Here is a 25,792-nt window from a genome sequence, read left to right on the forward strand (position 1 = left end):
CAACTTGGGGGGAGATTGGACGGCGCGACGGCTTTCGCCAATTGTCAGCGTTCCAAGAATGCGCGAGGCGCCGAAGCTGCCAATCTCCCCCCCCGTTGGGGGAGATGTCCGGCAGGACAGAGGGGGGCGCGAAGGATCGCCGACTCCATAAACCAACCCCATGCCATTGCTCATGATGGCCGGCTCCGCATGGTGATGAAGGCGCCGAACATCACCACCGCGACCATGATCGCGCCTTCGATGATCGCGGTGACGTTGGGATCGATGGCGAGCAGCGTCAGGTCGGTGCGTACCAGCCGTAGCACGAAGACCGCGACGATCGGGCCGAGCAATCCGCCCTTGCCGCCACCTAGGGCGACGCCGCCGAGCACCACCGCCGCTACGCTGGCAAGAAGATAGGGGCCGGGGATGGGGGCGCCGATGCCTGTGCTCATGGTCAGCGCCAGCCCGCCCATGGCAGCGAAAAGCCCCGACAGGGCATAGGCGATGATCTTGGTGCGCGCGACAGGCACGCCGCTACGAAATGCCGCGAGCTCGCTGCTGCCGATGGCGTAGATCGACAGGCCGAGCTTCGAGCGCCTCAGGGGTATCCAGATGATGCAGAGGCAGACGACCAAAAGCACCAGCGCCTTCGGTATCCAGGCAGAAATCCTGGGCAGTCCCGGGATCGCGACCGAGCCGACGATGGTCGCCCGCAGCCATTCGGCCACCGCGCCGCCGGGCGCACCGAGGACAAGCAGCGCCGCGCCCTGCAGGACGAACAGGGTGGCCAGCGTGACGACGATATTGGGCACGCGGGTGACGACGATCAGCATGCCGTTGACGGCGCCCAGCACCAGTCCCATGGCCAGCACGAACGGCACGACGAAAAGCGCGTATTCCTCGCTGGCGCCGTCCATCATCGAGGCGGCGGTGACGCTGGTCAGCGCCATCATGGCGCCGACGGAAAGATCGATGCCGCCGGCGATGACGACAATCGTCTGGGCGGCCACGGCAAAGGCGTAAGGCAGCACCGCGCGCACCAGCGAGCCGAAATCGCCGCTGCCATAGCCCGGCTGGATGAGCCTGGTGATCACGAACAGGACCACGAACAGGACAAGCAGGCCGGCGACCCAGCCCTGACGGCGGACGAGGCGGGTCAAGGTTTCGCCACCGGGCTCGAGTGGAAATCGGCAAGGATGCCGACATCCTCCTTGGCGCCGCGCGGCAAGCCGTAAGCGGCGCGCATCAGCGCCGGCTCGTCGGCGAGTTCGACGGGGAAGACATCGACGACGCGCCCCCCAAAGATGACGATGACGCGATCGCAGACACGCTGCACCTCCTCGAGCTCGGATGTATAGAACAGCACCGACTTGCCCTGCTCGGCGAGTTGGCGCAGCAGCTTGTAGATCTCCTGCTTGGTGCCGACATCGATGCCGCGCGTCGGGTCGAAGCAGAGGATGGTCTGTGCTTCAGCGGCGATCCAGCGGGCGATCGTCACCTTCTGCTGGTTGCCGCCGGACAGGCGCTGTACCTCGCGCTGGGCGCGCGTGTCGATCTGCAGACGCTCGATCGCACTAACGACCCTGGAGCCTTCCTGCCGCATGTTGATCGGGCCCCAGTTGCGCAAGGCGGCGCTGAACGGGAGCGCGATGTTTTCGCGCACCGAGCGCTGCATGGTCAAAGCTTCGGTGCGGTCGCCGGGCACATAGGCGATGCCGGCGCGGATCGCGTCCGCCGGATGCGCGAATTTCACCGGCTTCCCGTCCACCTCGATCGTCCCGCCGGACGGGCGGATGGAGCCGGCGAGCGCGGCGAAGAGCTCGTCCTGACCTTGCCCCTCAAGCGCGACGACGCCCGCGACCTCGCCGTTGGCCAGATCGAACGAGACGTCGTTGAGCTTGGTGCCGACACGAAGGTTCGCCACGCCGAGGCGCGGTCGGCTATCCCTGGGCGAAGCGGCCTGGCTCGTCTGGCGCGCCGCCACGCGTGTCTTTTCGATCCTGGCGCCGAGCATCATCTCGACGATGCGCTCCTCAATGCCCGGCTCGATGTCGACGACGCCGACGGTCTCGCCGTCGCGAAGCACCGTGGCGCGGTCGCAAAGCGCCGATATCTCGACAAAGCGGTGGGAAATGAAGCTCACCGAACGGCCGCTGTCGCCCTGGCGGCGAACGACCTCAAGCACCTTCTCGGCAAGGTTTGCCGGCAGTGCCGCGGTCATCTCGTCGAGCAGCAAAACGTCAGGCTCGACCGCCAGCGCCCGCGCCAGATCGAGCACCCGCAGCACCGCAAGCGGAATGTCGCGCGCGGTTTCGCGGATGTCGAGGTCGGGAATGCCGAGTTCGCGCACCCAGGCGCGGAACGGCTCGACCGGCGTGCCGGTCAGGCGAAGATTGGAGGCGACGTCGAGATCGGGGATCAGCGATGGTTCCTGATAGACGGGAAGCAACCCGGCGCGGCGCGCATCGGCGGGAGAGCGCACGTCGCGGGCTTCGCCGCGGATCAGGATATGCCCGGCATCGGCGCGGATGGCGCCGGTCAGGATTTTGACCAGCGTCGATTTGCCGGCGCCATTGGCGCCCATCAGGGCGTGCACCTCACCCGGCAGAACCGACAGCGACGCGTTGCGCAACGCCACCACGGCGCCGTAAGTCTTGACGACGCCGGTGGCGTCCAGGAGGGGATTATGCTGCAGAGGGTTTGTTGTCAAAACGTGTTGTTCTCGTCCAAACTGTCCAAATGTTTATGACGCCAACCACTTACGCTGTCCGCATCAGAAACAGAACTCTCTTGCTTGCGCTCTACGGCGCCCCCCTCTGTCCTGCCGGACATCTCCCCCACAAGGAGGGAGATTGGCAGCTTTGACGCGGGCCCTCTTCTTGCAACGCCGAAGATTGGCCAAAAGCCTTGGTGACGGCTGATCTCCCCCCTCGTGGGGGAGATGTCCGGCAGGACAGAGGGGGGCGCCGTAGAGCGCCAGTCTATCAACTCGTTGTAATGCAAGGACGGCAGTTCGCCGTCCTCGCGATCCGGCTCGAAGCGATCATTACTCGCCCGGGCCCTTGCAGGCGATGATCTGGTCCTTGGTGTAGGTGGTCCACTCCGGGATGGAGATCGAGACCGGCCATTCCGGGCTCAGCGACGGATCGGCTACGCTTTTCAGCTTGGCCTTGCCCTCTTCAGTGGCGTTCTCCCAGAGCTGCGGCTCGACCAGCACGGTCTGCTCCGCCGGCTTCTTGCCGTTCAGGATCTGCAGAGCCAGCGTCACGCCGGCGCCGCCGATCGAGCCGGGATTGGTCACCGCCGCGCCGACAAGGCCCTCGACCGAGTTCAGCTGGCCGACGAAGCCGGCATTGTCGGCGCCGACCACCGGCACCAGCGGCGTCTGCGACTCGACCAGCGCATCGACGATCACATTGTCGATGCCCGAGGTCCAGATGCCGTTGAACGGCGATCCGGTGGTGATGAAATCGAGGATCTGCTGCTTGCCCTGATCCTGCTGCCAGCCGGTGAAGACCTCGTGCACGACCTTCACATCGGGGAATTCGGCAAGCGCCTTCTTAAAACCCTTGTCGCGGTCGCTGTCGGCCGAGGCGCCGGCGGCGCCACGCATGTAGACGACGTCGCCCTTGCCGCCGAGTTGCTGGAACAGCCATTTGGCGCCAAGATAGGCGTACTGCTCCTGGTTGTTGGAGATGATGTAGGCCGAGGGCTCGGTGACCGCCTGGTCGACGGCGACGACGACGATGCCGGCTTTGGTGGCTTCCTCGAGGGCTGACTTGATGCCGGCGGGATCGGCCGGGTTGACGACGATGGCGTTGACCTTGGCGCTGATCAGGTTGCGGATGTCCTCGAGCTGGCCGGCGGCGTCGGTGTTGCGATGGGCGATGTTGAGCTTGGTGACCTCGCCTGACGCGAGCGCCTGCGCCTTGATGGCGCAGATCATCTCCTCGCGCCAGCCATTGCCCTGCACGGTGTTGGAAACGCCGATCGTGTATTTGGCTTCAGCGGACGAGACGCCCACCGAAGCCAGAAACGCCGCGCCGACAAGCAGCGGGACCATTGCCAGATATTTTTTCATTTCAGTCTTCCTCCACATTGATCTCAGTTCAGTTCGAAAAGGGGCTCATTTCACGAAGGGGCGCAGCACGTCGCGGGCCAGCAGAAAGCCGCGCTTGACGTTTTCATCGCTCCCCTCAAACCGCCGGTCCTCGTGCTCGATGATGATGGGCCCGTCGTAGCCGACGCGATAGAGGCCCGAGAAGATCACATTCCAGTCGACATCGCCAAGCCCCGGCATGCGCGGCACCTGCCAGCCCATGCCGGCCGAGAGGATACCGCGCTCATAAAGTCCATCAGGATCGATCATCAGGTCCTTGGCATGAACATGCAGCATGTACGGGCCGAATTCCCTGATGAACCGGGCCTGGTCGATCATCTGCCAGACCAGATGCGACGGGTCGAAATTCATGCTGACGTCGCCGCCCCAGGCCTCGAGGATGCGGCGCCAGATGTAGGGCGAGTAAGCGATGTTGTGCCCGCTCGGCCATTCGTCATAGCTGAAGATCATCGGGCAGTTCTCAAAAGCCAGCTTGACGCCGTTGTCGCGCGCATGGGCTGTTATATCAGGCCAGACCTTGAGTGCCTCTTGCCAGTTGGCGTCGATGGTTTTTGAGGCGTCGCCGCCGCAGAAGGTGTTGACCACCGGCACGCCCATATGGCTCGCCAGCACGATCACCTTCTTCAAATGATCGATGACGGCCTTGCGGTGGGCGGCATCGGGATGCAGCGGATTGGGGTAGAAACCGAGGCCCGAGATCGACAGGTTCTCTTCCGCCAGTGCGGCGGTGATTTCCTTCGCCTGCGTGGCCGAGGTCGAGCCGGCGTCGATATGGCTTGTGCCGGCATAGCGCCGGGCCGCGCCTGAGGATTTCGGCCAGCAGGCGATCTCGAGCGCCTCGAAGCCGGCAGAACTCGCCCAGTCGGCGACCTCGCCGAGCGGGCTATCGGCAAACGGTGCGGTGAGCAGTCCGAGCTTCATATTGCCCTCCCGTGGTCGTGCCGACCTACTATGCCGATTGTGCGGGCCGCTTCAACCGTGTGGCTCCCGGCCATGCGCAAACCTGTCTGACGAACGCCATCGGATCGTCGCCGAGCAGGCCGTCGAGAGCGGCGATGACAGCCGTGCGGAAATCGCCATTTGCGGCGATCCAGTCCGCCAGGCTATTTCCTGCGGGGCTGGCGCCGTCCGGTCGTAAAGACGGTTTTGGACGGCGGGGGAAGCCGGCTAAGCAGTGCCGGGCCGACGCTTCGGGAGGTGCGAAGCAGCCTTCACCGGTTCGCCCCGACGACCCATTGCTCCTGGTCGATCAGCGCGCCGGTCATCGGCCCGGAGGCATCGGAGAGCAGGAAGACGGCGAGGTTGGCCACTTCGTCGGCCGCCAGCAGGCGCCCGAAAGGCTGCGACGCGTTGGCGGCGTCGATCCAGCCCGGGCCGTGTCCCAGTGTCTCAGCCTGCATGATGCGTTCGGCCGGCGTGTCCGTCCAGCCGACATTGATGCCGTTGACGCGGATGCGGTCGAAACGGTGCGCGTTGGCGGCGTTGCGGGTCAGCGTCGCGAGCGCGCCCTTGGTGGCGGAATAGACGGCAAGTTCCGGCGAGCCGCAATGTGCGTTGATCGACAGGATGTTGACGATGGCGCCGCCTTGACCTTGCTTGCGCATCTGCGTGATGGCTGCCTGCATGAGAAAGAATGGCGCCCGCGCATTGACGGCGAACAGCGCCGCCCAATCGTCGAGGTCGGCATCGAGAAACGAGGCGCGGTTGGTCAGGCCGGCGGCGTTGACCAGCGCGTCGATACGGCCGAAGCGGCCGACGCATTCCTCCACCAGCCGCGCCGGCGCCGTGGTATCCGCCAGATCGGCGGCGACGAATGCAGTTGGCGTGCCGGCCTGTGAGAGTGCCGCCGCCACTTCGTTGCCACGCGCCGGCTCGCGCCCGGTGACCAGCAGGCCGCCGGCACCAGAACGCGCCAGCGCCTCGGCGATCGCCCGGCCGATGCCTTGCGTCGCGCCGGTGACCAGCACCACCTTGCCTTCCAACTGAAGCTCCATTCCTCCTCCCGGAACAATGTTTGGATTTTTTCCAGAATAGGGAACGCCAATTCCCGATAGTCAATCTTCAGGAGGGAGTTTTCAAATCATGGTCTTACGCAATTGCTGACGGATCGATGCGTGAATGCTTGCCGGTCGGCATGGTGGGTGGCAGCCGCAACGCCTTTATCGGCGCCGTGCACCGGCCGGCCATGCGCCTCGACGACCAGATTGCTCGGATGCGGAAAGTGCTCGACAGGCTTGGTGCTATCTCACTGCGGTGACCCTGCCCGCCGCGTCGAGGCGACAGCCGACTCGCGCCTGCCGAACTTCGATGCCGCCTGGTCTTGCGTAGTCTATTCGCACCGCGATCGGCGCCTTGAGGGCGCCTCGACGCTGACGCAAGGCACCCGCGCTCACCGCGTGGACACGGAGGGCGCCAAGCGGCGTCGCAGCGGACAGGATCGCCGCGCGGCAGGCTTGCACGACCGCAGGTGGCGTACCGGGTCTCGCTACCAGCGGTCCAAGATATCCAAAGGGATACCCCCTGGTGGAGTCACCCAAACCTGCTTGGGAAGGCCTGAGGACGAGTGGCAGGGCGGTCGATTTCCCGTCGGACTTGCCTGGGTCATTGGCTGTCGTGACTGCGGCAGGACTGCCGGGAGCGCCGAGGGACGCGGCACCTGCGCCGACCGAAGCTCCAACGTTTGCTCCACTCGCACCGCCGACGCTGGTGCCTGCCCCGACAGATGCGTCTTGCGAACCGGCGCTCACGCCAGCACCGACCCCGGCACCGCCGACGCTCGTGCCTGCCCCGACAGATGCGTCTTGCGAACCGGCGCTCACGCCAGCACCGACCCCGGCACCGCCGACGCTGGTGCCTGCCCCGACGGATGCGCCTTGCGAACCGGCGCTCACGCCAGCACCGACCCCGGCACCGCCGACATTACCTCCGCTGCCTGTGTCTTGAGCCGAGGCAGGCCCGATTGCGATCCCGATCGTCAACGCGGCTGCGACGTACCTTTTCATTGTCATGCTCCTCTGAGGCTCCACTCATTGGTCTTCACTGGCGTAGGTCGAGTTATTCAGTGGCCGCGTTGGAAGCAATGCGGCGGGAAGAGCGATGGTTGCCGGCAGAACAGGATGCGGTGACTTTTGGACCTTCACTTTCTGTTTTTTCGGCAATCGCGGTTTATGGGCTGGTTGGGCGCTCGAACGCGATGTATTTGCAAGTCCACTCGCGGGGGTACGTGCCTTCGGCGCGCGCGCCACAGCCGCAGTGCGACGCTTCTCCTTCACGACGTCAATTGCCTCACGCGCGGCACTGAGGCTGCGGGCTAAACCAGCAGCCTTTTCACGCTCTTGCTCCAGCGCCGCACGCAACTCTGCCGAGACCTGCTTTGAAGCGTCGCGTTCCTTGCGAACGATATCGAGGTCGCGTAGGGCTGAATCTGCTCGTTCGCGTTCCAGTTCGAGCGCTTTTCCAGCTTGCTTTAGAGCGGCGTCGATCACCGATCGGCCCTTCATGGCATTGGCCTGCTCGACCGCTGCCAGTTTTGCGCCTGTCTTAAGAGCGTCGACGGTCTGGCGAGCCGTGGTGAGTTCCTGTTCCAGGAGTTCAACCTTGCGCCTCTCCTCATCAAGCGCTCGCTTCGCAGCACTTTGAGAGGCTTCCATGGAATCTGCTCGTTCCCGTTCCAGTTCGAGTGCTTCTCCAGCTTGCTTTAGAGCGGTCTCGGCCACCGATCGGTCCTTTATGGCGTTGGTCTTCTCGACCGCGGCCAGGTTTGCGCCTGTCTTAAGAGCGTCGATCTTTTGGCGAGCCGTGGTGAGTTCCTGTTGCAAAAGTTCAACCTTGCGCCTCTCCTCATCAAGCGCTCGCTTCGCAGCACCCTGAGAGGCTGCCATGGAGGGCTGCGCTCCGGCGGCCCTCTCGCGCTCTTGCTCCAGCGCCGCACTCAACTCTGCCGAGACCTGCTTTGAAGCGTCGCGTTCCTTGCGAACGATATCGAGGTCGCGTACGGCCGAATCTGCTCGTTCGCGTTCCAGTTCGAGTGCTTCTCCAGCTTGCTTTAGAGCGGTCTCGACCACCGATCGGTCATTCATGGCATTGGCCTGCTCGACCGCGGCCAGATTTGCGCCTGTCTTGAGAGCGTCGATCTTTTGGCGAGCCGTGGTGAGTTCCTGTTCCAGGAGTTCAACCTTGCGCCTCTCCTCATCAAGCGCTCGCTTCGCAGTAAGCTGAGAGGCTTGCGCTCCGGCGGCCCTCTTGCGCTCTTGCTCCAGCGCCGCACTCAACTCTGCCGAGACCTGCTTTGAAGCGTCGCGTTTCTTGCGAACGATATCGAGGTCGCGTACGGCTGAATCTGCTCGTTCGCGTTCCAGTCCGAGTGCTTCTCCAGCTTGCTTTAGAGCGGCCTCGGTCACCGATCGGTCCTTCATGGCATTGGCCTGCTCGACCGCTGCCAGATTTGCGCCTGTCTTAAGCGCGTCGATCGTTTGGCGAGCCGTGGTGAGTTCCTGTTCCAGGAATTCAACCTTGCGCCTCGCCTCATCAAGCGCTCGCTTCGCAGCACCCTGAGAGGCTTCCATGGAGGGCTGCGCTCCGGAGGCCCTCTCGCGGTCCAAGAGAAGGGCTTCGGCCCTAAAGTCTTCGATAACGCGCTGCGCCGTCTCCAGCGCTTCGTCCACTTGCTGCTGCTCTTCCAGGGTTTGTGCCTGCTTAGCCACCGTGTTTGCCAAGGCGTGCGCCTGGGCGCTTGCGTCACGTGCCCTGCGCTGCATGATTTCCAGCTCGGCTCGTGCTGCGGCCAATTCGCGGCGTAAAACCATTTCATGCTCGCCGGGCGGCGTTTGCACACGCTTAAGTTGTGCGGCGCTGGCAATGCTGACTCCCGCGGCGACGATGACGGCAACCGCGACTGCACCAAATCTGGACGGGATCTTCATGATGAGAGGCTCCTCAAGATCGCCGCTACCTAGCGGGACCGGGCACTTGCCAAAGTCCGGCTGGCAGCCACCTTCGCGGTAAAGGTTCGCTGCGCCGTGGCTGCCTTTCGCGCCTTCCAGCACACAGGCCCAAGGAAGGATTATCCCGTACACGCCCGCGAACGTCGCCATTCATTGTGATGAAGCGACGCGTCGGTTCGCAGGTGCCTGGCGCAGGGCCGGCTTGCAACTGGCCAGCCTGGCCATGACGATGCCTTTCGCGCTGAACAGCGGCATAGCGGCTGGAGAGAATTTTCGGCCACTGCCTTTCGGGAGGCATCCTTTCGCGACCCGGTAAAGACCAATTTTGGCGGGCACGAACAGCTGAAATGGGCGTGGAAGAGGGGACGCCACAATCTGCAGCGAAAAGCAATTGCTTTTCAAACGGTTGCATATCCGACTGGTGGAGCTGAGGAGGATCGAACTCCTGACCTCGTCATTGCGAACGACGCGCTCTCCCAGCTGAGCTACAGCCCCGTCCAGCGGATGGGCGCATTTATCGGGCGCTGCGGTTTCCTGTCAAGACCGGCGTTTTGCCCAAAAGCCGCACGGCCAGCCACCGGCCTGGCGCGCCGCGGAAGCTGGCTCTTGCCGCTTTCGCCCGCAATGGCTACATGTCGGCAACAATTGGAGACCGGCATGATAGCCCTTATTCAGACCATTGTCCTGGCGCTTGACATCTATTGGTGGATCATAATCGCTTCGGCGATTTTCTCCTGGCTCTACGCCTTCAACGTCGTCAACTCGCGCAACCAGTTCGTCGATAGCGTCAGCAACATGCTCTTCCGGCTGACCGAGCCGGCGCTGCGGCCGATCCGCCGCTTCCTGCCCGACCTCGGCGGCATCGATATTTCGCCGATAATCCTGCTTCTGATCCTGTTCTTCCTCCGGCAGTTCCTGCTCACCACGGTGGCGCCGCTGGTCGTCTGACGGCCGTCCCATGACCCGGCCGTTTCGCCAGCGTAACGACGGCGTCGACCTGTTTGTCCGGGTGACGCCGAAAGCGGCGATGGACAGGCGCGAAGGCATCGAGATCTCTGCGGACGGGCGAAGCCATCTGAAGGCTCGCGTCCGCGCCGTGCCAGAAAACGGCGCCGCCAATCAAGCGCTCGAACGGCTGGTCGCCATGATGCTGGGAGTGCCGCGGTCGGCAGTCTCGGTCGTTGCCGGCCGCACGGCCCGGCTGAAAACGCTGCGCATCCTCGGCGATCCGGCGGCGCTGGCGAGAGGCATCGAGTCGCTCAGCAACGCTTGAGGCGCCAGTCGGCTTCAACGATCGCTGAAGCGAATTTGGCAAGCACAATCCCGGACAGTTGGTCCGGCCTCTATACCAGCCCGCGCTTGGCCATCATCGCTTCGGGCGACGGCATCTTGCCGCGGAAGGCAGTGTAGAGCGCTTCCGGGTCCTTGGAACCGCCGGCGGCATAGATGTTCTTTCTGAGCCGCTCGGCCAGCGCCGGATTGAACGGGTCGCCCGTCTCCTCGAAGGCAGCGAAGGCATCGGCGTCGAGCACCTCCGACCACATGTAGGAATAGTAGCCGGCCGAATAGCCGTCGCCGGCAAAGATGTGGCCGAAATGCGGGGTGCGGTGGCGCATGGCGATGGTGTCTGGCATGTTGAGCTTCTCAAGCGTTTCGGCTTCGAAACGAAGTGGCTGTTCCGGCGCATCCGGCCGGGCGTGATAAGCCATGTCGACCAGCGCCGAGGCGGTGAACTCGACCGTGGCGAAGCCGGAGCCGAAGGTGCGCGCCGCCAGCATCTTGTCGACCAGCGCCTTCGGCATCGGCTTGCCTGTCTTCACGTGCAGCGCATGCTTTTCCAGCACCGCCGGAACGGTCAGCCAGTGCTCGTAGAGCTGCGAGGGCAATTCGACGAAATCGCGGCTGACCGAGGTGCCCGCGACCGATGGCCAGGTGACGTCGGTCAGCATGCCGTGCAGCGCATGACCGAATTCGTGGAACAGGGTCTTGGCTTCGTCGACCGACAAAAGTGCTGCCTCGCCTTCCGGCGGTTTGGCGAAATTCATGACGTTGTAGATGACTGGCTTGGAGCCATGGCCAAGCTTGTAGCCGGATTTCAGCGCGCTCATCCAGGCGCCGGAGCGTTTCGAGGGCCGCGCGAAATAATCGGCCAGGAACAGGCCGCGCTCGCTGCCGTCGGCATTTCTGACGACGAAAACACGTGCTTCCGGATGCCAGGTGGCAATGCCTTTCTTTTCCTCGAAGGTGATGCCGAACAATCGTGTCGCCACGTCGAAGCAGGCTTCGATGGTGCGGTCGAGCTGCAGATAGGGCTTCAGCTCGGCCTCGTCGAAGGCGAATTTCTCGGCGCGCAGCCTCTCCTGGTAGAAGCGCCAGTCCCAGGCAGCGAATTTCTCGTTGCTGCCGGCCTCGGCCGCCAACCGCTGCAATTCCGCCTGGTCGCTTGCGGCCTTTTCCAAGGCTTTTTCCCAGACCGGGTCGAGCAGCATATGCACCGCCTCCGGCGTTTTCGCCATGGTGTCATCGAGCTTCAGCGCGGCGAAGGAAGCGTAGCCGAGCAGCTTTGCCTTCTCGGCGCGGAGCTTCAGCATATCGCGCACCACGGCGGTGTTGTCGGTGGCGCCGCCATTCTGGCCGCGCATGGTGAAGCCGCGGAAAGCGATCTCGCGCAGGTCACGGCGTTCGGAGAAGGTCGAGAACGGCTCATAGATCGAGCGCGACAGGGTGACGGCATAGCGGCCCTTCTGGCCGCGCATCTCGGCGGCCTCCGCCATCGCGCTCTTCAGGAATTCCGGCAGGCCGGCAAGATCGGCCTCGTCAAGGAACAGCGCCCAGTCGCGCTCGTCGGCAAGCAGGTTCTGGCCGAAAGTCGTGCCGAGCGACGACAGTTCCTCATTGATCGCCGCCAGCCGCTTCTTGCCCTTGGCGTCGAGCTTGGCGCCGGAGCGGACGAAATTTTTCCAGGTCTTTTCCAGCACCCGCAGCGTTTCGGCATCGAGCTTCAGAGCCTCGCGGCGCTGGTAGAGATCGTCAATGCGGGCAAACAGCCTCTCGTTCATCGAGATCGCCGAGAAATGCCTGGACATTTTTGGGGAGATGTCGCGCTCCAGCGCCTGGATCGCCTCGTTGGTGTGGGCGCCGGCGCGGCACCAGAAGATCGACGAGACATGGTCAAGCGCCTCGCCGCTAAGCTCGAGCGCCGCGAGTGTATTCTCAACGGTCGGCGTCTCGGCATTGCCGGCAATTGCCTCGATCTCGGCCTCATGCGCCATCAGTGCTGCATCGAACACCGGAGAAAAATCGCCGTCGCCGATGCGGGTGAAATCGGGCAGGCCGAGCGGCCCTTGCCAGGTGGTCAGCGGATGGGCGGCGAGGTCGACGGCGGACGGCATGGGCAATCTTTCGCTGAGTGGCGGGATGAGGCGGATCGTCACCGATGTAAGGCGCTGGCCGGTTGCGCGCAACAGGCGCGGCTAGTTCAATGAAGGCATTTGACAATCCGATGGGACACCGTAACAAATCTTACAAATCACCCGATTCAAAGAAACCTTAATGAGAGTAAAATTCTATGGCCTCACCTTCGATCTGCCCGCCGGATGGGCAGACATAACCGACGATCTTCCTGAAGGGTCGCCGCCTACCTTAGCTAAAGCATCGGGTGCCAGTGCTGTTCAATTCTCTATTGCAAAATATCACAGCGGGAAAAACCCGAAGGTAAGTCTGGATAATCTTAGATCATTTATGACTGAATTTTGTCAAAACAACTCGATAGATGTGGAATGTATTTCCATACGTGAGTCTCACGATATAATGTGCGTAGGCCACTATCGGAGACTGCAGGAGAATTATTGTCTGCTTGGTATTTATCAAACGGGAAAGATGTTGTATTTACAACATATGTCGGTTTAGACGACGATGCTGACCTCCTAGATAAAGAACTGGACGAGGCGAGAGCAATAATTTCGTCTATGTCGTTTTAGAGGTCCCGATAGGAAACAGGAATTACGGTGACGCATTGGCTTGCCTTGCCCGCATTGTTGTTCCCGCCTGCGTAACCACGTGACGTGGACCGACCCGAAATAACGCCAAGCTAAATTTCGTCAGTAGGCGTCGCAGTTTTCCGCGATCGCCGCCTGCGAACTGGCGGTGATGCGGTTGTCGCTGATCGCGAAGGTTTCCTGCATCAGCATGTCGTTGTTGGGGAAATCATAGCAGGCGATGACTGTGGTGACGCCGCCTTCGGTCTTCTCGATCCGATGCCGGATTTCAGCCCCGGCGACAGCGCCCTTCCAGTCGTCGATCGAGGCGATGAATTCCTGCTTGGTCTGGACGACGCCGAGATCGTCGAGTTTTATCCGGACGTCGTCGGCAAGCAGATCCGACAATTCCGTGCGATCAGCGACCAGCAGCGCCGCATACCAGCGGCCGATGAGCGCGCCGTCGTCGGCGCGGGCGGATATGACTGAAAACAGTAGCGCCGCTGCCGCCAAACCGATCGAACGCCATGCCATGCAATCCTCCTATGTCATCTCCGGCCGCTCGAAGTCACCGGTGTCCTTGTTCATCACCCAGAGCTCGCCGGTCGAGATGTCGAACCAGGCGCCGTGCAGCGACAGCCGTCCCTTGCCTTCCAGGATCGAGACGCAGGGGAAGGTCCTGAGATTGGCGATCGAATAACGGATCGAGATGCGTTCCAGCGCGGTCTGCCGCTCGGTCGCCGTCATGAAGGTGCTGGAAGACACGGTCTCGGCGGCCGGCGCAATCAGGCTCATCCACTTGCCGATGAAGTCGCCGGGCGACAAGGGCGCGGCCGTGGGGTCGAGTGCCGCGCGGATGCCGCCGCAGCGGCCGTGGCCCATCACCACGATATTCTTGACCTTAAGGCTCTGCACGGCGAACTCGAGCGCCGCCGAGGTCGAGTGGAACTGGTCGTCGGGCGCATAGGGCGGCACCAGATTGCCGACATTGCGCAGCACGAAGAGTTCGCCGGGCCCAGCGTCGAAGATCGCCTCGGGAGCCGCGCGGGAGTCGCAGCAGGCAATGATCATCGTTTCGGGGGACTGGCCCTCGCGAGCTAGCGAGCGATAGCGTCCGCTTTCGGCGAGATAGCGGCCGCTCATGAAATTGCGATAGCCGGCGAGAAGGTGATCGGGGAGATGAGGCATAAGCGGCGTCTGGAGCCTTTCCGGGTTAGGCGGCAGCTCTTTAAGTCAGGAAGGCTCTAGCGGCAAAAGCCGGTCGCGAGCAATGCTGAATCGCAGATGGTTGGTTGCAACAGGCATGCTGGGCTCGGAGGGCCAATGTCCTTGCAAGCCAGATTGTCATGCCCAAATGGCGACAGGGATGCCAAAACGGTCGGCGAGCGGCGGATCCGGAAACGGCTTTGCCTCGCCGCTGGCGATGCGGCCGGCGATCAGCATCATCACTGCGGCGTCGAGAAAGTCGTCGGCGGCAGCGCCTCGCGGCGGCGTCCGGTCGAGAAAGCCCCTGATATAACCGTGCCGGCAAAGCAGCGCCTTGCGTTCCGCCATGCCAGCCGGGTTGACGGCGCCCTTGATCTTCTTCGGCAAGCACATCGCCCGATTGCCGTTCAGCCGGCAGAAGGCGACCTCCGGATGCGATTCGAAGACGCGGCTGCGCAGTTCGGGACGCGCGATCAGCACGGCATCGATCTCGCGGATCTTGGCAAAGATGCCGAAGGCCTGGATCGAGATGCCGCGCGGCGGATCGGAGGTCGCCTTCGCCACTTCGCTTGCCTGGCGATGCGCGGCATACCAGGCTTCGATCGAGGTGAAGCCATCCGTATGCGCGTAAAGCGCCGCACGCGAGGGGATGGCGAAGACGCTGGATTGCCTGCTACCAAGCAGCGGCCGCACCAGCGCTTCGGGCCCACGGCCGCCCTGTTGCGAAAGATCGGGCAGGCCGATCGGCATGTCGACGGCGACTGTCGCATCGACCGGCAATGCGTCGAGCAGTGCTGCGAAGCTTGGAAAAACGGCTGCCGAGGGTGCAGCGCCGGGGTTACGAGGTGTCGAACCGGGATCGCGGCGAACGGCGATCCAGCCGGCCCTGCAACCGTCGACACCGACAACAGTCACGCTCTTTTGTCCCGCCCCGGATGCAGGAGATGGCGAAGCTGCACGATCGCCATCGGGTGCGACAGGCTCTGCGCGTCGGTTTCGAGCTGCAATTCGTCGCCGCCGCGCTTGGCGGTGCGCGCCAGGATCTCGTAGACCGCCGCCGTGGTCGACTGCAGTGCCTTGATCGCCGACTGGCCGGACAGGATGCGTGCCAGATAGACGGCCGCCGTCAGGTCGCCGAGCCCATTGGGCGGCTTTTCGATGAGGCGATGTTCGGCGAGCAGCGCCTGGTTGCCGTTGAGCAGCAGATTGCCGGTGCCGCCGGCCATCATCGCCGGCGCCGACGTGACCAGCATGGTCGACGGCCCGGCATCAAGGGCGGCCGCCATCACCGCCTTGAGATCGGGCAGCGGCGCTCCCGCCGTCCATTCCAGCTCGTAGCGGTTTGGCGTGGCGATGTCGGCGATCGGCATCAGCCGGTCGCGCATGGCAATGGCGGTGGTCTCCGGCACATAGAGCCCGCCCGAATCGCCCATCACCGGGTCGCAGATATAGACGGCGTCCGGCGTCTTCGCCTTGACCGCGCCGACCAGCGAGGCGACGGCGTCGGCCTGGCCGCCGTCGCCGAGGTAGCCGGACCGCACCGCGCCGACCTCGCCCAGCCCTGGCGCGCGCGCGATCTCGGCCAGCAGCGCCCTGAATTGATCGAGCGGCGGCACGATGCGCGTCGCCCGTCCATGGCCCGGATGCCAGGGCAGGATGACGGTCGGCACCGCCCACACCGGAAAGCCCAGCGTCTCCAGCGCAAAGACCGCGGCGCGGTTGCCGACCGAACCGCGCGCAACATGGCTGGAAATGACGATGACCGCGCGCGGCGCGTCGTGTTCTTCGGTGCTCACGAGGTTCCTAACTTTGGCTGACGAAAACCACGAGCCAGATCAACAGGCCAATGGCGATAACGAACCCCAGCGCGCGGCCAATGCGCGTGCCCCAATATTCGATCGGGTCCGACTGGTCGGCGTCTGCAGCAGCGACGTGATCGCGCGCGCCCTTCGCGGTCCGCGCCATGAACGAGGCCGGGTCGGTTTCACGTGCCACGCGCTCGATGATGCGGCGCGATTCGTCGTCACTGTCCTGGCGTTCCGCCATGGCGATGCCCTGTTTTCGCGGCGACTTTAACCTGTTCGCCCGGCCAATTACAGGGCCTGGCAGTGAATGATAAAGAACCAGCAAGGCTCCCAGGCGGAGGTCATGTTCTTGCACGCGGATTGTGGTACTGCTTCGGCTGCCAGTCATATTGAGGGATCTTTCCATGCTTGCTCAGCGTCTTTCCTCCCCTTTCTTCTTCCGCAATCTGCCTGCCTTGCTGATGATGGCGATCGGGCTGCCGCTGCTTGCCGGCTGTGGCTACAACACCATCCCGACGGCGGAGGAAAACGCCAAGGCCGCATGGAGCCAGGTGCTGAACCAGTACCAACGCCGCGCCGATCTCATCCCCAACCTGGTCGAGACGGTCAAGGGCTATGCCGCGCACGAGAAGGATACGCTCGATGCCGTGGTCGAGGCGCGCGCCAAAGCGACGCAAGTGACGGTGACGCCGGAAACGCTGAGCAACCCGGAAGCCGTCAAGAGATTCCAGGACAGTCAAGCCGGCCTGACCAGCGCGCTGTCGCGGTTGCTGGCAGTGGTGGAGAATTATCCGGACCTCAAGGCCAACCAGAATTTTCTGGCGCTGCAGGCGCAGCTCGAAGGCACCGAGAACCGCATCGCGGTCGCCCGGCGCGACTATATCCAGGCGGTGCAGGAGTACAATCTGACGCTCAAGACCTTCCCATCGGTGATTTGGGCGACCCTGTGGTTCCGCGGCAATCAGCCGTTCGCCAACTTCACCATCGAGGAAGACAAGATGCAGACGCCGAAGGTCGATTTCGGCACGCAGCAGGGCGGGTGATCGGCGCTTAGCGGGTCTGATCCCCGTTGGCCTTGTACTCCGTCCCACCCCCCTCTGTCCTGCCGGACATCTCCCCCGCAAGGGGGGAGATTGGCAGCTTCTGCGTTCCGTCCGTTCCTGGAACATTCGAAATTGGCGAAAGCCAATGCGATAGTCGATCTCCCCCCTTGCGGGGGAGATGTCCGGCAGGACAGAGGGGGGTGGGAAGGAACGCCAGCCTTGCATTCCTGCCGGTTGTTCTAGCCCTGCTTTGCCTTAGCCTTAGCCTCTTCCTTCCCCTCACCGCTCTCGCCGCCGAACTGCCTGTTCTGACCGGGCGGGTTGTCGATAATTCCGGTATCATCGATGCCGCGACCGAGGCGACGCTGACCCGGAAGCTTGCCGATTTCGAAGCCAAGAGCTCGGACCAGATCGTCGTCGCGACGGTTCCTAGCCTCGACGGCGAGGAGATCGAGCCCTACGCCAACCGGCTGTTCCGCGCCTGGAAGCTCGGCCAGGCCGGCGAGGACAATGGCGTGCTTTTGCTGGTCGCCAACAACGATCGCAAGATGCGCATCGAGGTCGGCTATGGGCTGGAAGGCACGCTGACCGACCTGTACACCAGGCTGATCATCGAAAACGACATGGTGCCGGCCTTCCGCGCCGGCGACTTCTCAGGCGGCATAGCCAAGGCCGTCGACGACATGTTCATGGTGCTGGAAGGCAATCCGGAAGAACTGGAAGCGCGCGGCGAACGCAGCCAGCAGCCGCCATTCAACACCGACGATCTGTTCTTTGCGATCTTCATAAGCATTTGGGCGATCATCTTCTTCGGCAGCATCGCCGCCTCCATCCTGCCGCCGATCTTCGGCCGGAAGATCGGTCCTGGCCGCTATCGCTGGCTGGGCATGACCTTCGAGCCGAGCCGGCGATCTTCCAGCAGTTGGTCGGGAAGTTCCGGCGGGGGAGGCTGGTCCTCAGGCGGTGGCGGCTTTTCCGGCGGCGGTGGCTCGTCCGGTGGCGGCGGCTCCTCGGGAAGCTGGTGACGACATGACAAGACGCGCCATCAGTTCACCAGCTTCCAGCCGTTTTGCCGCGACAATCGGCGCTGCCTTGGTTGCCTTGGCGGTGCTGCTGCATGTCGGTTTCACCGCTCTTGCGGCCGAACTGCCTGTCCTGACCGGGCGGGTCGTCGACAATGCCGGTCTCATCGACGCCGCGACCGAGGCGGCGCTGACCGGGAAGCTTGCGGATTTCGAGGCCAAGAGCTCTGACCAGATCGTCGTCGCGACAATCGAGAGCCTCGACGGCGAGGAGATCGAGCCCTACGCCAACCGGCTGTTCCGCGCCTGGAAGCTCGGCCAGGCCGGCGAGGACAATGGCGTGCTTTTGCTGGTCGCCAACAACGACCGCAAGATGCGCATCGAGGTCGGCTACGGGCTGGAAGGCACGCTGACCGACCTGCACACCAAGCTGATCATTGAAAACGACATGGTGCCGGCCTTCCGCGCCGACGACTTCTCCGGCGGCATAGCCAAGGCCGTCGACGACATGGTCATGGTGCTCGAAGGCAATCCGGAAGAGCTGGAAGCGCGCGGTAAGCGCAATCCGGCCGATGACAGTTCCATCGATCCCATCATCGCGCTGTTCATCATCGTATGGGCGACGCTGTTTTTAGGTGGCCTGGCGATGGCGTTCCTGCCGCCGGTCTTCGGCACAAAGCTGTCGCCGGGCGTGTATAAATGGCTGGGCATGACGTTTCGCTATGGCCAAAGATCGGGTTCCGCGTCCTCGGGCGGCGTCTGGACAACCGGCACGGGCAGAGGTTGGTCGTCGGGCCGCTCCAGTGGCGGCTGGTCGTCGGGCGGTGGTGGTGGCGGTTTTTCGGGTGGCGGCGGCTCGTCCGGTGGTGGCGGTTCTTCAGGAAGCTGGTGAGACACAACATGGCAACACGACCGATCAGCCCCGGGGATCATGACCGCATCGCCAAAGCGATCCGCGCCGCCGAGACAAAGACTGACGGCGAAATCTACTGCGTGGTGGCCTATGCCAGCGACGGCTATTTCTTTCCGGCGGCCTTTATGGCGACGCTGGCCATGCTCATCGTCAGCCTCGCCGTCAGTTACGGGCTGGAAGCGTGGTGGCTGTCGATCCGCGTTCCGCACTTCGTCATCGCCCAGCTTCTGGCGATGGCCTCGGTGCTTGCCCTGTTGTGGGCGTTGCCCGGCTTGCGCATCCACCTGGTGCCGAGGCGGCTGCGCTACCAGGCAGCGCACGCCAATGCGATAAAGCAGTTCCTCGCCCGCAACGTCCACCGCACCACGGCGCGCACCGGCGTGCTGGTCTTCGTTTCGATTGCCGAGCACTACGCCGAAGTGATCGCCGACAGCGGCATCGACAGCCGTGTCGGCCAGGATGTCTGGGACGGCGTCGTCCGCGACCTTACCGCGCATGCCCGCGACGATCGTCTCGCCGACGGCTTCATCAAGGCGATCGAAGCGACGGGTGCGGTGCTGGCCGAGCATTTCCCGGTTTCTACCGGCGACGCCAACGAGCTGGACGACCATCTGGTCGAAATCTGAGTCGTTACGAACGGCTTCCTTCAGCACTCAACGGCACGTCCATCGTCTGTGCGAAAGCTTGGGAGCCGCTGACCGGACTCTTGCAATCGGGCGATGCGGGTTTATGGTTAACCAATCATGAAGACGCTGAGTATCGACATCAGGAAAGCCGAGCCGCGCGACGCAAGCGCCATCGCCGACGTGCACCTGCTGGCCTGGCGCGGCGCCTACTCCGGCATCATCCCGCATCGCACACTGACATCGATGATCAACCGCCGCGGTGCCGACTGGTGGGCGAACGCCATCCGTCGTGCCGCCACCGTCCTGGTCGTCGAGATCGGCGGCAAGGTCGCCGGCTACGCCACGATCGGCAAGAACCGCGCCCGCGAGCTCAAGCAGCAGGGCGAGATCTATGAACTTTACGTGCGCCCGGAATATCAGGGCATCGGACTGGGCAGCCGGCTATTCTCGGCCGCACGGGCGCGACTGGCGGATCATGGCCTAAAAGGCATGGTGGTGTGGGCGCTGGAAGACAATCAGAACGCGCTCACCTTCTATGCCGGCGCCGGTGGCCGCGATATCGCCGAGGGCGTCGAGATCTTCGAGCAGAAGGCTCTGAAGAAGGTCGCCTTCGTCTGGGAGTGACGGCTCGACACTCTTGTCGCTACCATCCTTCATCTGTCCTTCAGTACCATTCGCCGCATTGCACCATGCGCCGCTGCCCGCTATCGGTCTCCAATCGAAAGAGGGACAAAAAGCCATGCGTATCGAAGCCATTGCCATCGGAAAGAACCCGCCGGAGGACATCAACGTCATCATCGAGGTGCCCATCGGCGGCGAGCCGATCAAGTACGAGATGGACAAGGAGGCCGGCACGCTGTTCGTCGATCGCTTCCTGCACACCTCGATGCGCTATCCCGGCAATTACGGCTTCGTGCCGCATACGCTGTCAGGTGACGGCGATCCGATCGACGTGCTGGTCTGCAACACGCGCGCGCTGGTGCCGGGCTGCGTCATCAATGTGCGGCCGATCGGCGTGCTGGTGATGGAGGACAATTCCGGTCTGGACGAAAAGATCATCGCGGTGCCTTCGCCCAAGCTGACGCTGCGCTACGAGAACGTCACCGAATACACGCACCTGCCCGACATCACCCGCCAGCAGGTGCAGCACTTCTTCGAGCACTACAAGGATCTCGAACCCGGCAAATGGGTCAAGATCGAGGGCTGGCACGACGCCGCCTACGCCAAGAAGATGATCGTCGAGGCGATCGAACGGGCCAAGGCAAGCAAGTAGCCGATACTCCTGAAGTTGACGAATGGGCTGTCGCAACCAGTTGAGGTTGGCCGAAGCCCCTCAGCTTCGTCATCCTGGGGCGGAGCAAGGAGCGTAGCGACGCAGCGCAGACCCCTGGATCCATGCCGTGACGTCAAAGCGCCGCAACGGTGCAGAATTCTGGTCCGCTGCGCACTTCGGTTGATGTCACGGAATGGATCCCAGGGTCTGCGCTCCGCTTCGCGTCGCTCCGCCCAGGGATGACGAAGTCAGTTATCGACGCGGCCGAAATCAGGCGTGTTGCCGATCACCACGCGCTTGTCCTTGCCGCAGGCAAAGGTGCGCGCCTTCTCGTCGGCGAGCTTGCGGGCCTCGTCGTTGGCGCTGGGGTTGCCGGTGGCCAGCACCAGGCCGACGGTGCAGCCCTCATAGGTTTCCGGCTGGGCCACCTTGGCGACAATCAGCACGTCGGTCGGTTTGTTCTCCCCCTCGGGATTGCTGATCGAGCGACGGTGGATGACCGCGAAGGGGACGGCAAGATCGCCGTTCGTCTCGATGCGCCACTCGAGTTTGGGTGCAGCCGAATTGAAGGCGATGAAACTTTCCCAGACCGCGGTCATGTCGCTGGAGGGAAAACCGTAGAACAGCGATTCCCGGGCATCGTCGTAGGAGATCAGTACCGGGTAGCCGCGATAGCCCGAACAGGCGAGACTGGCCCAGTCGCCTTCGCCTTCTTCCGCCTGCGCGTAGTTCACGCAGTCCTGCTTCCAGTCAAGATCGGTGTAGGCGCTGGAATGTCGCCGGCCAGGACCGCCTGGCAGAGGCCGGAGAGGGCAAGCGGCATCATCAAAAGGCTACGCATCGCGGACAACTCCGTTTCGGGGCCGCCGCAAGGTATCGTGAAACGCTATTTCTTCAAGCTCGCTTCGATCAGCAGGTCGGCGTTCCGGGCCACAGACTTCGCCGGTCCGCCGGCACCGAACAGCTGGCCGCTGATATAGGCGCCCTCGATCAGGAGCAGCAGCCCGTCGCCCAGCGTATCGGCGTCGCCGGCACCCATTGCCGCCGCCATGGCGCGCAGGCGTCGTCGCAATTCCTGCTTGTTGGCCTCACTCACGAGGCGGGCCGGGTGGCCGTGCTCTGGATATTCGACGGCCGCATTGGTCATGCCGCAGCCGCGATAGTCTGGCTTTTGCGTGCGCTTGCCGATGCGGGTCAGAAAGGCAGCGATCTGCGCGCGCGGATCGCCGGGATGGGCAGCCACCGCCTCGTCGAAGCGGGCCCAGAACTCCAGGTCGTATTGCCGGAGATAGGACGCGGCCAATTCGTCCTTGGAAGGGAAGCTGCGATAGAGGCTAGGCTTGGTGACACCGGCACGCCGTACGATCTCATCGACGCCGATCGCCCTGATGCCTTGCCGGTAGAACAGGTCGCGGGCAACGCGAAGGATTTTTTCGCCGGCGCGTGGCGGCTCATCCGCTTTGATCGTTGGTTCAATTCTTTTCATCTAGGACGTGCCGTTGCCTGCTTGACAATGTTACCGATCGGTACGTATACCTCGGTGCATCGCAACGTACCGGTCAGTAACATGATAGCTCAATCCCGTCCGCTTGGCCAGCGCTACGCTTTCGTCGTGGTCGCCGTCATTTTCCTGTGCCTGCTGATCGCGGCGGGCCTGCGGTCGGCCCCGGCCGTCATGATGCTGCCGCTGGAGGAGAGTTTCGGCTGGCGGCGCGATGTCGTTTCGCTCGCCGCGGCCATCGGCATCTTCCTCTATGGCCTGACCGGGCCGTTTGCCGCTGCACTGATGGAACGGATCGGGCTGCGCCGCACGCTGCTGGCGTCGCTGGTGCTGATGTCGAGCTCGACGGCGCTCAGCCTGTTGATGACGGAGCCGTGGCACCTGCTTCTCACCTGGGGCGTGTTTTCGGGTGTCGGTTCCGGCGCGGTCGCCACGGTGCTTGGCGCCACCATCGTAAACCGCTGGTTCAAGACCAATCGCGGACTGGTGATGGGACTGATGTCGGCCTCCGCCGCCACCGGCCTGCTGGTGTTCCTGCCGCTGCTCGCCGCGCTCGCCCAGTCGGGCGGCTGGAAGCCGGTCGCCATCGCCATTGCGGTGGCCACCGCCTTCCTGGTGCCGCTGGTCTATCTGCTGGTGCCGGAGCGTCCGTCCTCGATCGGCATGGTGCGCTACGGCGCTGACGCCGACGATGTGCCGCCGGTTCCGCCGGCCTCGCAGGGCAACTTCCTCACGCATACGCTCGCCACGCTGCGCCGTGCCGCCGGCACCCGGGTGTTCTGGTATCTGTTTGCCACCTTCTTCATCTGCGGCTTCACCACCAATGGACTGGTCGGCACGCACCTGATCGCGTTTTGCGGCGACATGGGCATCGGCCAGGTGCAAGCTGCCGGCCTGCTGTCGCTGATGGGCATCTTCGATCTGATCGGCACGACGCTGTCGGGCTGGCTCACCGACCGCTTCGACCCGCGCAAGCTGCTCGGCGTCTATTATGGCATCCGCGGCCTGTCGCTGATCTATCTGCCTTATTCCGGCTTTTCGTCAACCAGCCTGATCATCTTCGCCGTGCTCTACGGATTGGACTGGATCGCCACCGTGCCGCCGACGCTCAGGCTGTCGAACGAGGCGTTCGGCGACCGCAGCGGCCCGATCGTCTTCGGCTGGATCGTCGCCGGCCATCAGGTGGGTGCGGCGGCGGCCGCCTTCTTCGGCGGCACCATGCGCGAATTGCAGGGCAATTACGAGCTTGCCTTCCTCATCGCCGGCATGACGGCGATAGCCGCAGCCTGCATCTCGCTGTTGATCAACACCAGCCGTCCGGCCTTCGAGCCGGAACCGCAGGCGGCTTGAGCTGTGACGGCTGAGCGCTAATCTCCCCCCTTGAGGGGGAGATGGCCGCGAAGCGGCCAGCGGGGGTCGCTCCGACCGGGCGGGGCCCCTTATCGCAGGCGCAGGAGGTTGGCGCTCCACGCGAGACGACCCCCCTCTGGCCTGCCGGCCATCTCCCCCTCAAGGGGGGAGATTCGCCTGCCTGTTGATCGTCAGAAAACCTTCATGGTTTCGAGATGTGCCTGAAACATTGAGGCTGGACCTTGGCGGCGACGTTCAACGCCATCCAGGACACAGCCATGAACAAGATTTCGATGACCCGGCGCGCCTTCGTCACGTCCGTGAGCGCCGCCGGCCTCGTCGGCGTATCGGGCCTCGCGCTTCCCTATTATTCGCGCGCCAATCAGCGGCCCGCGTTCACCCATGGCATCCAGTCGGGCGATGTCGACGCAACCAGCGGCGTGGTGTGGACCCGCACCGATCGCCCTTCGCGCGTGATGTTCGAAGTGTCGTCGACGGAAGATTTCGCCAACGCCGTCCGTTTTGCGCCGCTCGATACGTCGCCGGCCAGCGATTACACGGTAAAGCGGCTGCTCACCGATCTCGCCTCCGACCAGGACATCTTCTACCGCATGATCGCGGCCGATCTCGCCGACATCAACGCCGTCTCCGAGCCGATCATCGGCCGCTTCCGCACGGCGCCGGCCTCGAAGCGCGACATTCGCTTCGCCTGGTCGGGCGATACCGCCGGCCAGGGCTGGGGCATCGACGACACCGGCATGAAGACCTATGCCACGATCGGCAAGCATACGCCCGACTTCTTCCTGCATTCCGGCGACACCATCTATGCCGACGGCCCGATGAAGGACGAGGTCGACCTGCCCGGTGGCAACAAGTGGAAGAACAACGTCCTCATCGACGAAAAGCGCAAGGTTGCCGAGACGCTGGACGAGTACCGCGGCCAGTGGAAGTACAACATGATGGACAAGAACGTGCTGGGGCTCAACGCCATCTGCCCGACGTTCTACCAGTGGGACGACCATGAGGTGGTGAACAACTGGTCGGATTCGAAGGACCTGAGCGCCGACGACCGCTACTCGGAAAAAAACATCCACGTGCTGGCGGCACGCGCGGCACGCGCCTTCCACGAGATGACGACGATCCGCTACGAGCCATCGGAACCCGGCCGCGTCTATCGCAAGATCGCCTACGGGCCGCTGCTCGAAATGTTCTTCCTCGACATGCGTTCCTATCGCGGCTCCAACGGCCCTGGCATGCAGGATACGGTGACGCCGCAATCGCGCATTCTCGGCGAACAGCAGACGAAGTGGCTGAAGCGCGAACTGGCAATGTCCAACGCGACCTGGAAAGTCATCGCCGCCGACATGCCGCTCGGTCTCGTCGTCTGGAACGATGCCACCAAGAAGGCCGGCGCCGAAGCCATCAGCAATGGCGACCTTGGTCCGGCCAAAGGCCGCGAGCTGGAGATTGCCGACCTCCTTCGCTATATAAAGAATGCTGGCATCACCAACACCGTCTGGCTGACCGCCGACGTCCACTACACGGCGGCGCACTACTACAATCCTGATAAGGCGCAGTTCCAGGACTTCAATCCGTTCTGGGAATTCGTCTCGGGTCCGCTCCATGCCGGCACTTATGGACCCAATAATTTCGACATGACCTTCGGCCCGGAGCTGAAATTCATCAAGGCGCCAACCGCCGAGCAGGGGCAGAACCTGCCACCGTCGGCCGGCCTGCAGTTCTTCGGCCTCGTCGACATCGACGGCGCCACTGAACAGATGTCGGTGCGGCTGATGGATCGCGACGACAATGAACTCTACAAGGTGACGCTCGATCCGGTGCATTCGGCGTGAGGGGATCGGGTCATCAAGGCTGGGTGACAGGGCCAGCAGCGTCGCGCTGCCCCTCATTGCCCTGCCGGGCATTTCTCCCCGTAAACGCAGGGCTGTCCGGGGAAAGTTATTCATATATGAAGGCCATCTGATTGGGAGAGGCTCGGTCTTTTGGTCGGCTTGGATTGACCGGTGGCGG

At 63.4% G+C, this 25,792-nt stretch carries 24 protein-coding genes, 1 tRNA gene and 1 pseudogene; 11 read left to right on the forward strand and 15 right to left on the reverse strand.

Going from position 1 to position 25,792, the window contains the following annotated elements; all coding sequences use genetic code 11:
* Positions 1–170: 170 nt before the first annotated feature.
* From NKH12_RS24380 to NKH12_RS24400, 5 genes are all read right to left on the reverse strand, one after another.
* The gene (locus tag NKH12_RS24380; RefSeq protein WP_352955499.1) at positions 171–1,142 is read right to left on the reverse strand and encodes an ABC transporter permease; all 972 of its coding nucleotides are present in this window, start codon (positions 1,140–1,142) and stop codon (positions 171–173) included.
* Complete coding sequence (locus tag NKH12_RS24385; protein ID WP_352955518.1) at positions 1,139–2,677, reverse strand: sugar ABC transporter ATP-binding protein; 1,539 nt, start codon at positions 2,675–2,677, stop codon at positions 1,139–1,141. The genes NKH12_RS24380 and NKH12_RS24385 overlap by 4 nt, the downstream gene beginning before the upstream one ends.
* Before the next feature lie 351 nt (positions 2,678–3,028).
* On the reverse strand, positions 3,029–4,063 hold the full coding sequence (locus NKH12_RS24390) for an ABC transporter substrate-binding protein (RefSeq protein ID WP_352955500.1): 1,035 nt from the start codon (positions 4,061–4,063) through the stop codon (positions 3,029–3,031).
* A 45-nt stretch (positions 4,064–4,108) separates the two neighbouring features.
* Complete coding sequence (locus tag NKH12_RS24395; protein ID WP_352955501.1) at positions 4,109–5,023, reverse strand: sugar phosphate isomerase/epimerase family protein; 915 nt, start codon at positions 5,021–5,023, stop codon at positions 4,109–4,111.
* Between the two features lie 290 nt (positions 5,024–5,313).
* On the reverse strand, positions 5,314–6,096 hold the full coding sequence (locus NKH12_RS24400; RefSeq protein ID WP_352955502.1) for an SDR family oxidoreductase: 783 nt from the start codon (positions 6,094–6,096) through the stop codon (positions 5,314–5,316).
* 20 nt (positions 6,097–6,116) lie between these two features.
* Between NKH12_RS24400 and NKH12_RS24405 the strand changes: the two genes are divergently transcribed.
* Positions 6,117–6,359: a hypothetical protein gene (locus tag NKH12_RS24405; protein ID WP_352955520.1), complete on the forward strand. Its 243-nt coding sequence runs from the start codon at positions 6,117–6,119 to the stop codon at positions 6,357–6,359.
* Positions 6,360–7,128: 769 nt separating this feature from the next.
* Here NKH12_RS24405 and NKH12_RS24410 read toward each other — a convergent pair.
* On the reverse strand, positions 7,129–9,195 hold the full coding sequence (locus tag NKH12_RS24410; protein WP_352955503.1) for a coiled-coil domain-containing protein: 2,067 nt from the start codon (positions 9,193–9,195) through the stop codon (positions 7,129–7,131).
* A 269-nt stretch (positions 9,196–9,464) separates the two neighbouring features.
* A tRNA-Ala gene (locus tag NKH12_RS24415) sits at positions 9,465–9,540 on the reverse strand.
* A gap of 162 nt (positions 9,541–9,702) precedes the next feature.
* On the opposite strand from NKH12_RS24415, the gene NKH12_RS24420 reads away from it, so the two are divergent.
* Both NKH12_RS24420 and NKH12_RS24425 read left to right on the forward strand, forming a co-directional pair.
* Complete coding sequence (locus NKH12_RS24420) at positions 9,703–9,993, forward strand: YggT family protein (protein WP_023800489.1); 291 nt, start codon at positions 9,703–9,705, stop codon at positions 9,991–9,993.
* A gap of 10 nt (positions 9,994–10,003) precedes the next feature.
* Positions 10,004–10,318 (forward strand): DUF167 family protein, encoded by a 315-nt coding sequence (locus tag NKH12_RS24425; RefSeq protein WP_352955504.1) that lies wholly within the window; start codon positions 10,004–10,006, stop codon positions 10,316–10,318.
* 70 nt (positions 10,319–10,388) lie between these two features.
* Here the strand turns inward: NKH12_RS24425 and NKH12_RS24430 are convergent, their stop codons facing one another.
* The 6 genes from NKH12_RS24430 to NKH12_RS24455 form a co-directional block, all read right to left on the reverse strand.
* Positions 10,389–12,443, reverse strand: coding sequence for a M3 family metallopeptidase (locus tag NKH12_RS24430; RefSeq protein ID WP_352955519.1), 2,055 nt, complete (start codon positions 12,441–12,443; stop codon positions 10,389–10,391).
* A gap of 702 nt (positions 12,444–13,145) precedes the next feature.
* The gene (locus NKH12_RS24435) at positions 13,146–13,556 is read right to left on the reverse strand and encodes a nuclear transport factor 2 family protein (RefSeq protein ID WP_352955505.1); all 411 of its coding nucleotides are present in this window, start codon (positions 13,554–13,556) and stop codon (positions 13,146–13,148) included.
* Between the two features lie 9 nt (positions 13,557–13,565).
* Positions 13,566–14,210 carry a carbonic anhydrase gene (locus NKH12_RS24440; RefSeq protein WP_352955506.1) on the reverse strand — a complete coding sequence of 215 codons (645 nt, stop codon included), beginning with the start codon at positions 14,208–14,210 and terminating at the stop codon, positions 13,566–13,568.
* Positions 14,211–14,366: 156 nt separating this feature from the next.
* Positions 14,367–15,143, reverse strand: coding sequence for a DUF429 domain-containing protein (locus NKH12_RS24445; protein WP_352955507.1), 777 nt, complete (start codon positions 15,141–15,143; stop codon positions 14,367–14,369).
* Positions 15,140–16,024: a pyridoxal kinase PdxY gene (gene pdxY, locus NKH12_RS24450; protein WP_352955508.1), complete on the reverse strand. Its 885-nt coding sequence runs from the start codon at positions 16,022–16,024 to the stop codon at positions 15,140–15,142. The genes NKH12_RS24445 and pdxY overlap by 4 nt, the downstream gene beginning before the upstream one ends.
* Before the next feature lie 7 nt (positions 16,025–16,031).
* Positions 16,032–16,274 (reverse strand): hypothetical protein, encoded by a 243-nt coding sequence (locus tag NKH12_RS24455; RefSeq protein ID WP_352955509.1) that lies wholly within the window; start codon positions 16,272–16,274, stop codon positions 16,032–16,034.
* A 163-nt stretch (positions 16,275–16,437) separates the two neighbouring features.
* On the opposite strand from NKH12_RS24455, the gene NKH12_RS24460 reads away from it, so the two are divergent.
* The 6 genes from NKH12_RS24460 (at position 16,438) to ppa (ending at position 20,910) form a co-directional block, all read left to right on the forward strand.
* Entirely contained in the window at positions 16,438–17,076 is a 639-nt protein-coding gene (locus NKH12_RS24460; protein ID WP_352955510.1) for a LemA family protein, read from the forward strand.
* A 200-nt stretch (positions 17,077–17,276) separates the two neighbouring features.
* Positions 17,277–18,101 carry a TPM domain-containing protein gene (locus tag NKH12_RS24465; protein ID WP_352955511.1) on the forward strand — a complete coding sequence of 275 codons (825 nt, stop codon included), beginning with the start codon at positions 17,277–17,279 and terminating at the stop codon, positions 18,099–18,101.
* Between the two features lie 4 nt (positions 18,102–18,105).
* Positions 18,106–18,990, forward strand: a complete 885-nt coding sequence (locus tag NKH12_RS24470) for a TPM domain-containing protein (protein WP_352955512.1) — start codon at positions 18,106–18,108, stop codon at positions 18,988–18,990.
* A gap of 8 nt (positions 18,991–18,998) precedes the next feature.
* Positions 18,999–19,637, forward strand: coding sequence for a TPM domain-containing protein (locus tag NKH12_RS24475; RefSeq protein WP_352955513.1), 639 nt, complete (start codon positions 18,999–19,001; stop codon positions 19,635–19,637).
* A 117-nt stretch (positions 19,638–19,754) separates the two neighbouring features.
* Complete coding sequence (locus NKH12_RS24480; protein ID WP_352955514.1) at positions 19,755–20,261, forward strand: GNAT family N-acetyltransferase; 507 nt, start codon at positions 19,755–19,757, stop codon at positions 20,259–20,261.
* 115 nt (positions 20,262–20,376) lie between these two features.
* Entirely contained in the window at positions 20,377–20,910 is a 534-nt protein-coding gene (gene ppa, locus NKH12_RS24485) for an inorganic diphosphatase (RefSeq protein WP_023800478.1), read from the forward strand.
* A gap of 248 nt (positions 20,911–21,158) precedes the next feature.
* On the opposite strand, the pseudogene NKH12_RS24490 reads toward ppa, so the two are convergent.
* A pseudogene (locus NKH12_RS24490) lies at positions 21,159–21,751 on the reverse strand (hypothetical protein).
* Between the two features lie 45 nt (positions 21,752–21,796).
* Complete coding sequence (locus tag NKH12_RS24495; protein WP_352955515.1) at positions 21,797–22,396, reverse strand: TetR/AcrR family transcriptional regulator; 600 nt, start codon at positions 22,394–22,396, stop codon at positions 21,797–21,799.
* Between the two features lie 81 nt (positions 22,397–22,477).
* On the opposite strand from NKH12_RS24495, the gene NKH12_RS24500 reads away from it, so the two are divergent.
* Positions 22,478–23,761 carry an MFS transporter gene (locus NKH12_RS24500; RefSeq protein ID WP_352955516.1) on the forward strand — a complete coding sequence of 428 codons (1,284 nt, stop codon included), beginning with the start codon at positions 22,478–22,480 and terminating at the stop codon, positions 23,759–23,761.
* A gap of 278 nt (positions 23,762–24,039) precedes the next feature.
* The gene (locus tag NKH12_RS24505) at positions 24,040–25,614 is read left to right on the forward strand and encodes an alkaline phosphatase D family protein (RefSeq protein ID WP_352955517.1); all 1,575 of its coding nucleotides are present in this window, start codon (positions 24,040–24,042) and stop codon (positions 25,612–25,614) included.
* Positions 25,615–25,792 lie beyond the last annotated feature (178 nt).

Source organism: Mesorhizobium sp. M1322, assembly GCF_040318085.1.
Taxonomy (GTDB): Bacteria; Pseudomonadota; Alphaproteobacteria; order Rhizobiales; family Rhizobiaceae; genus Mesorhizobium.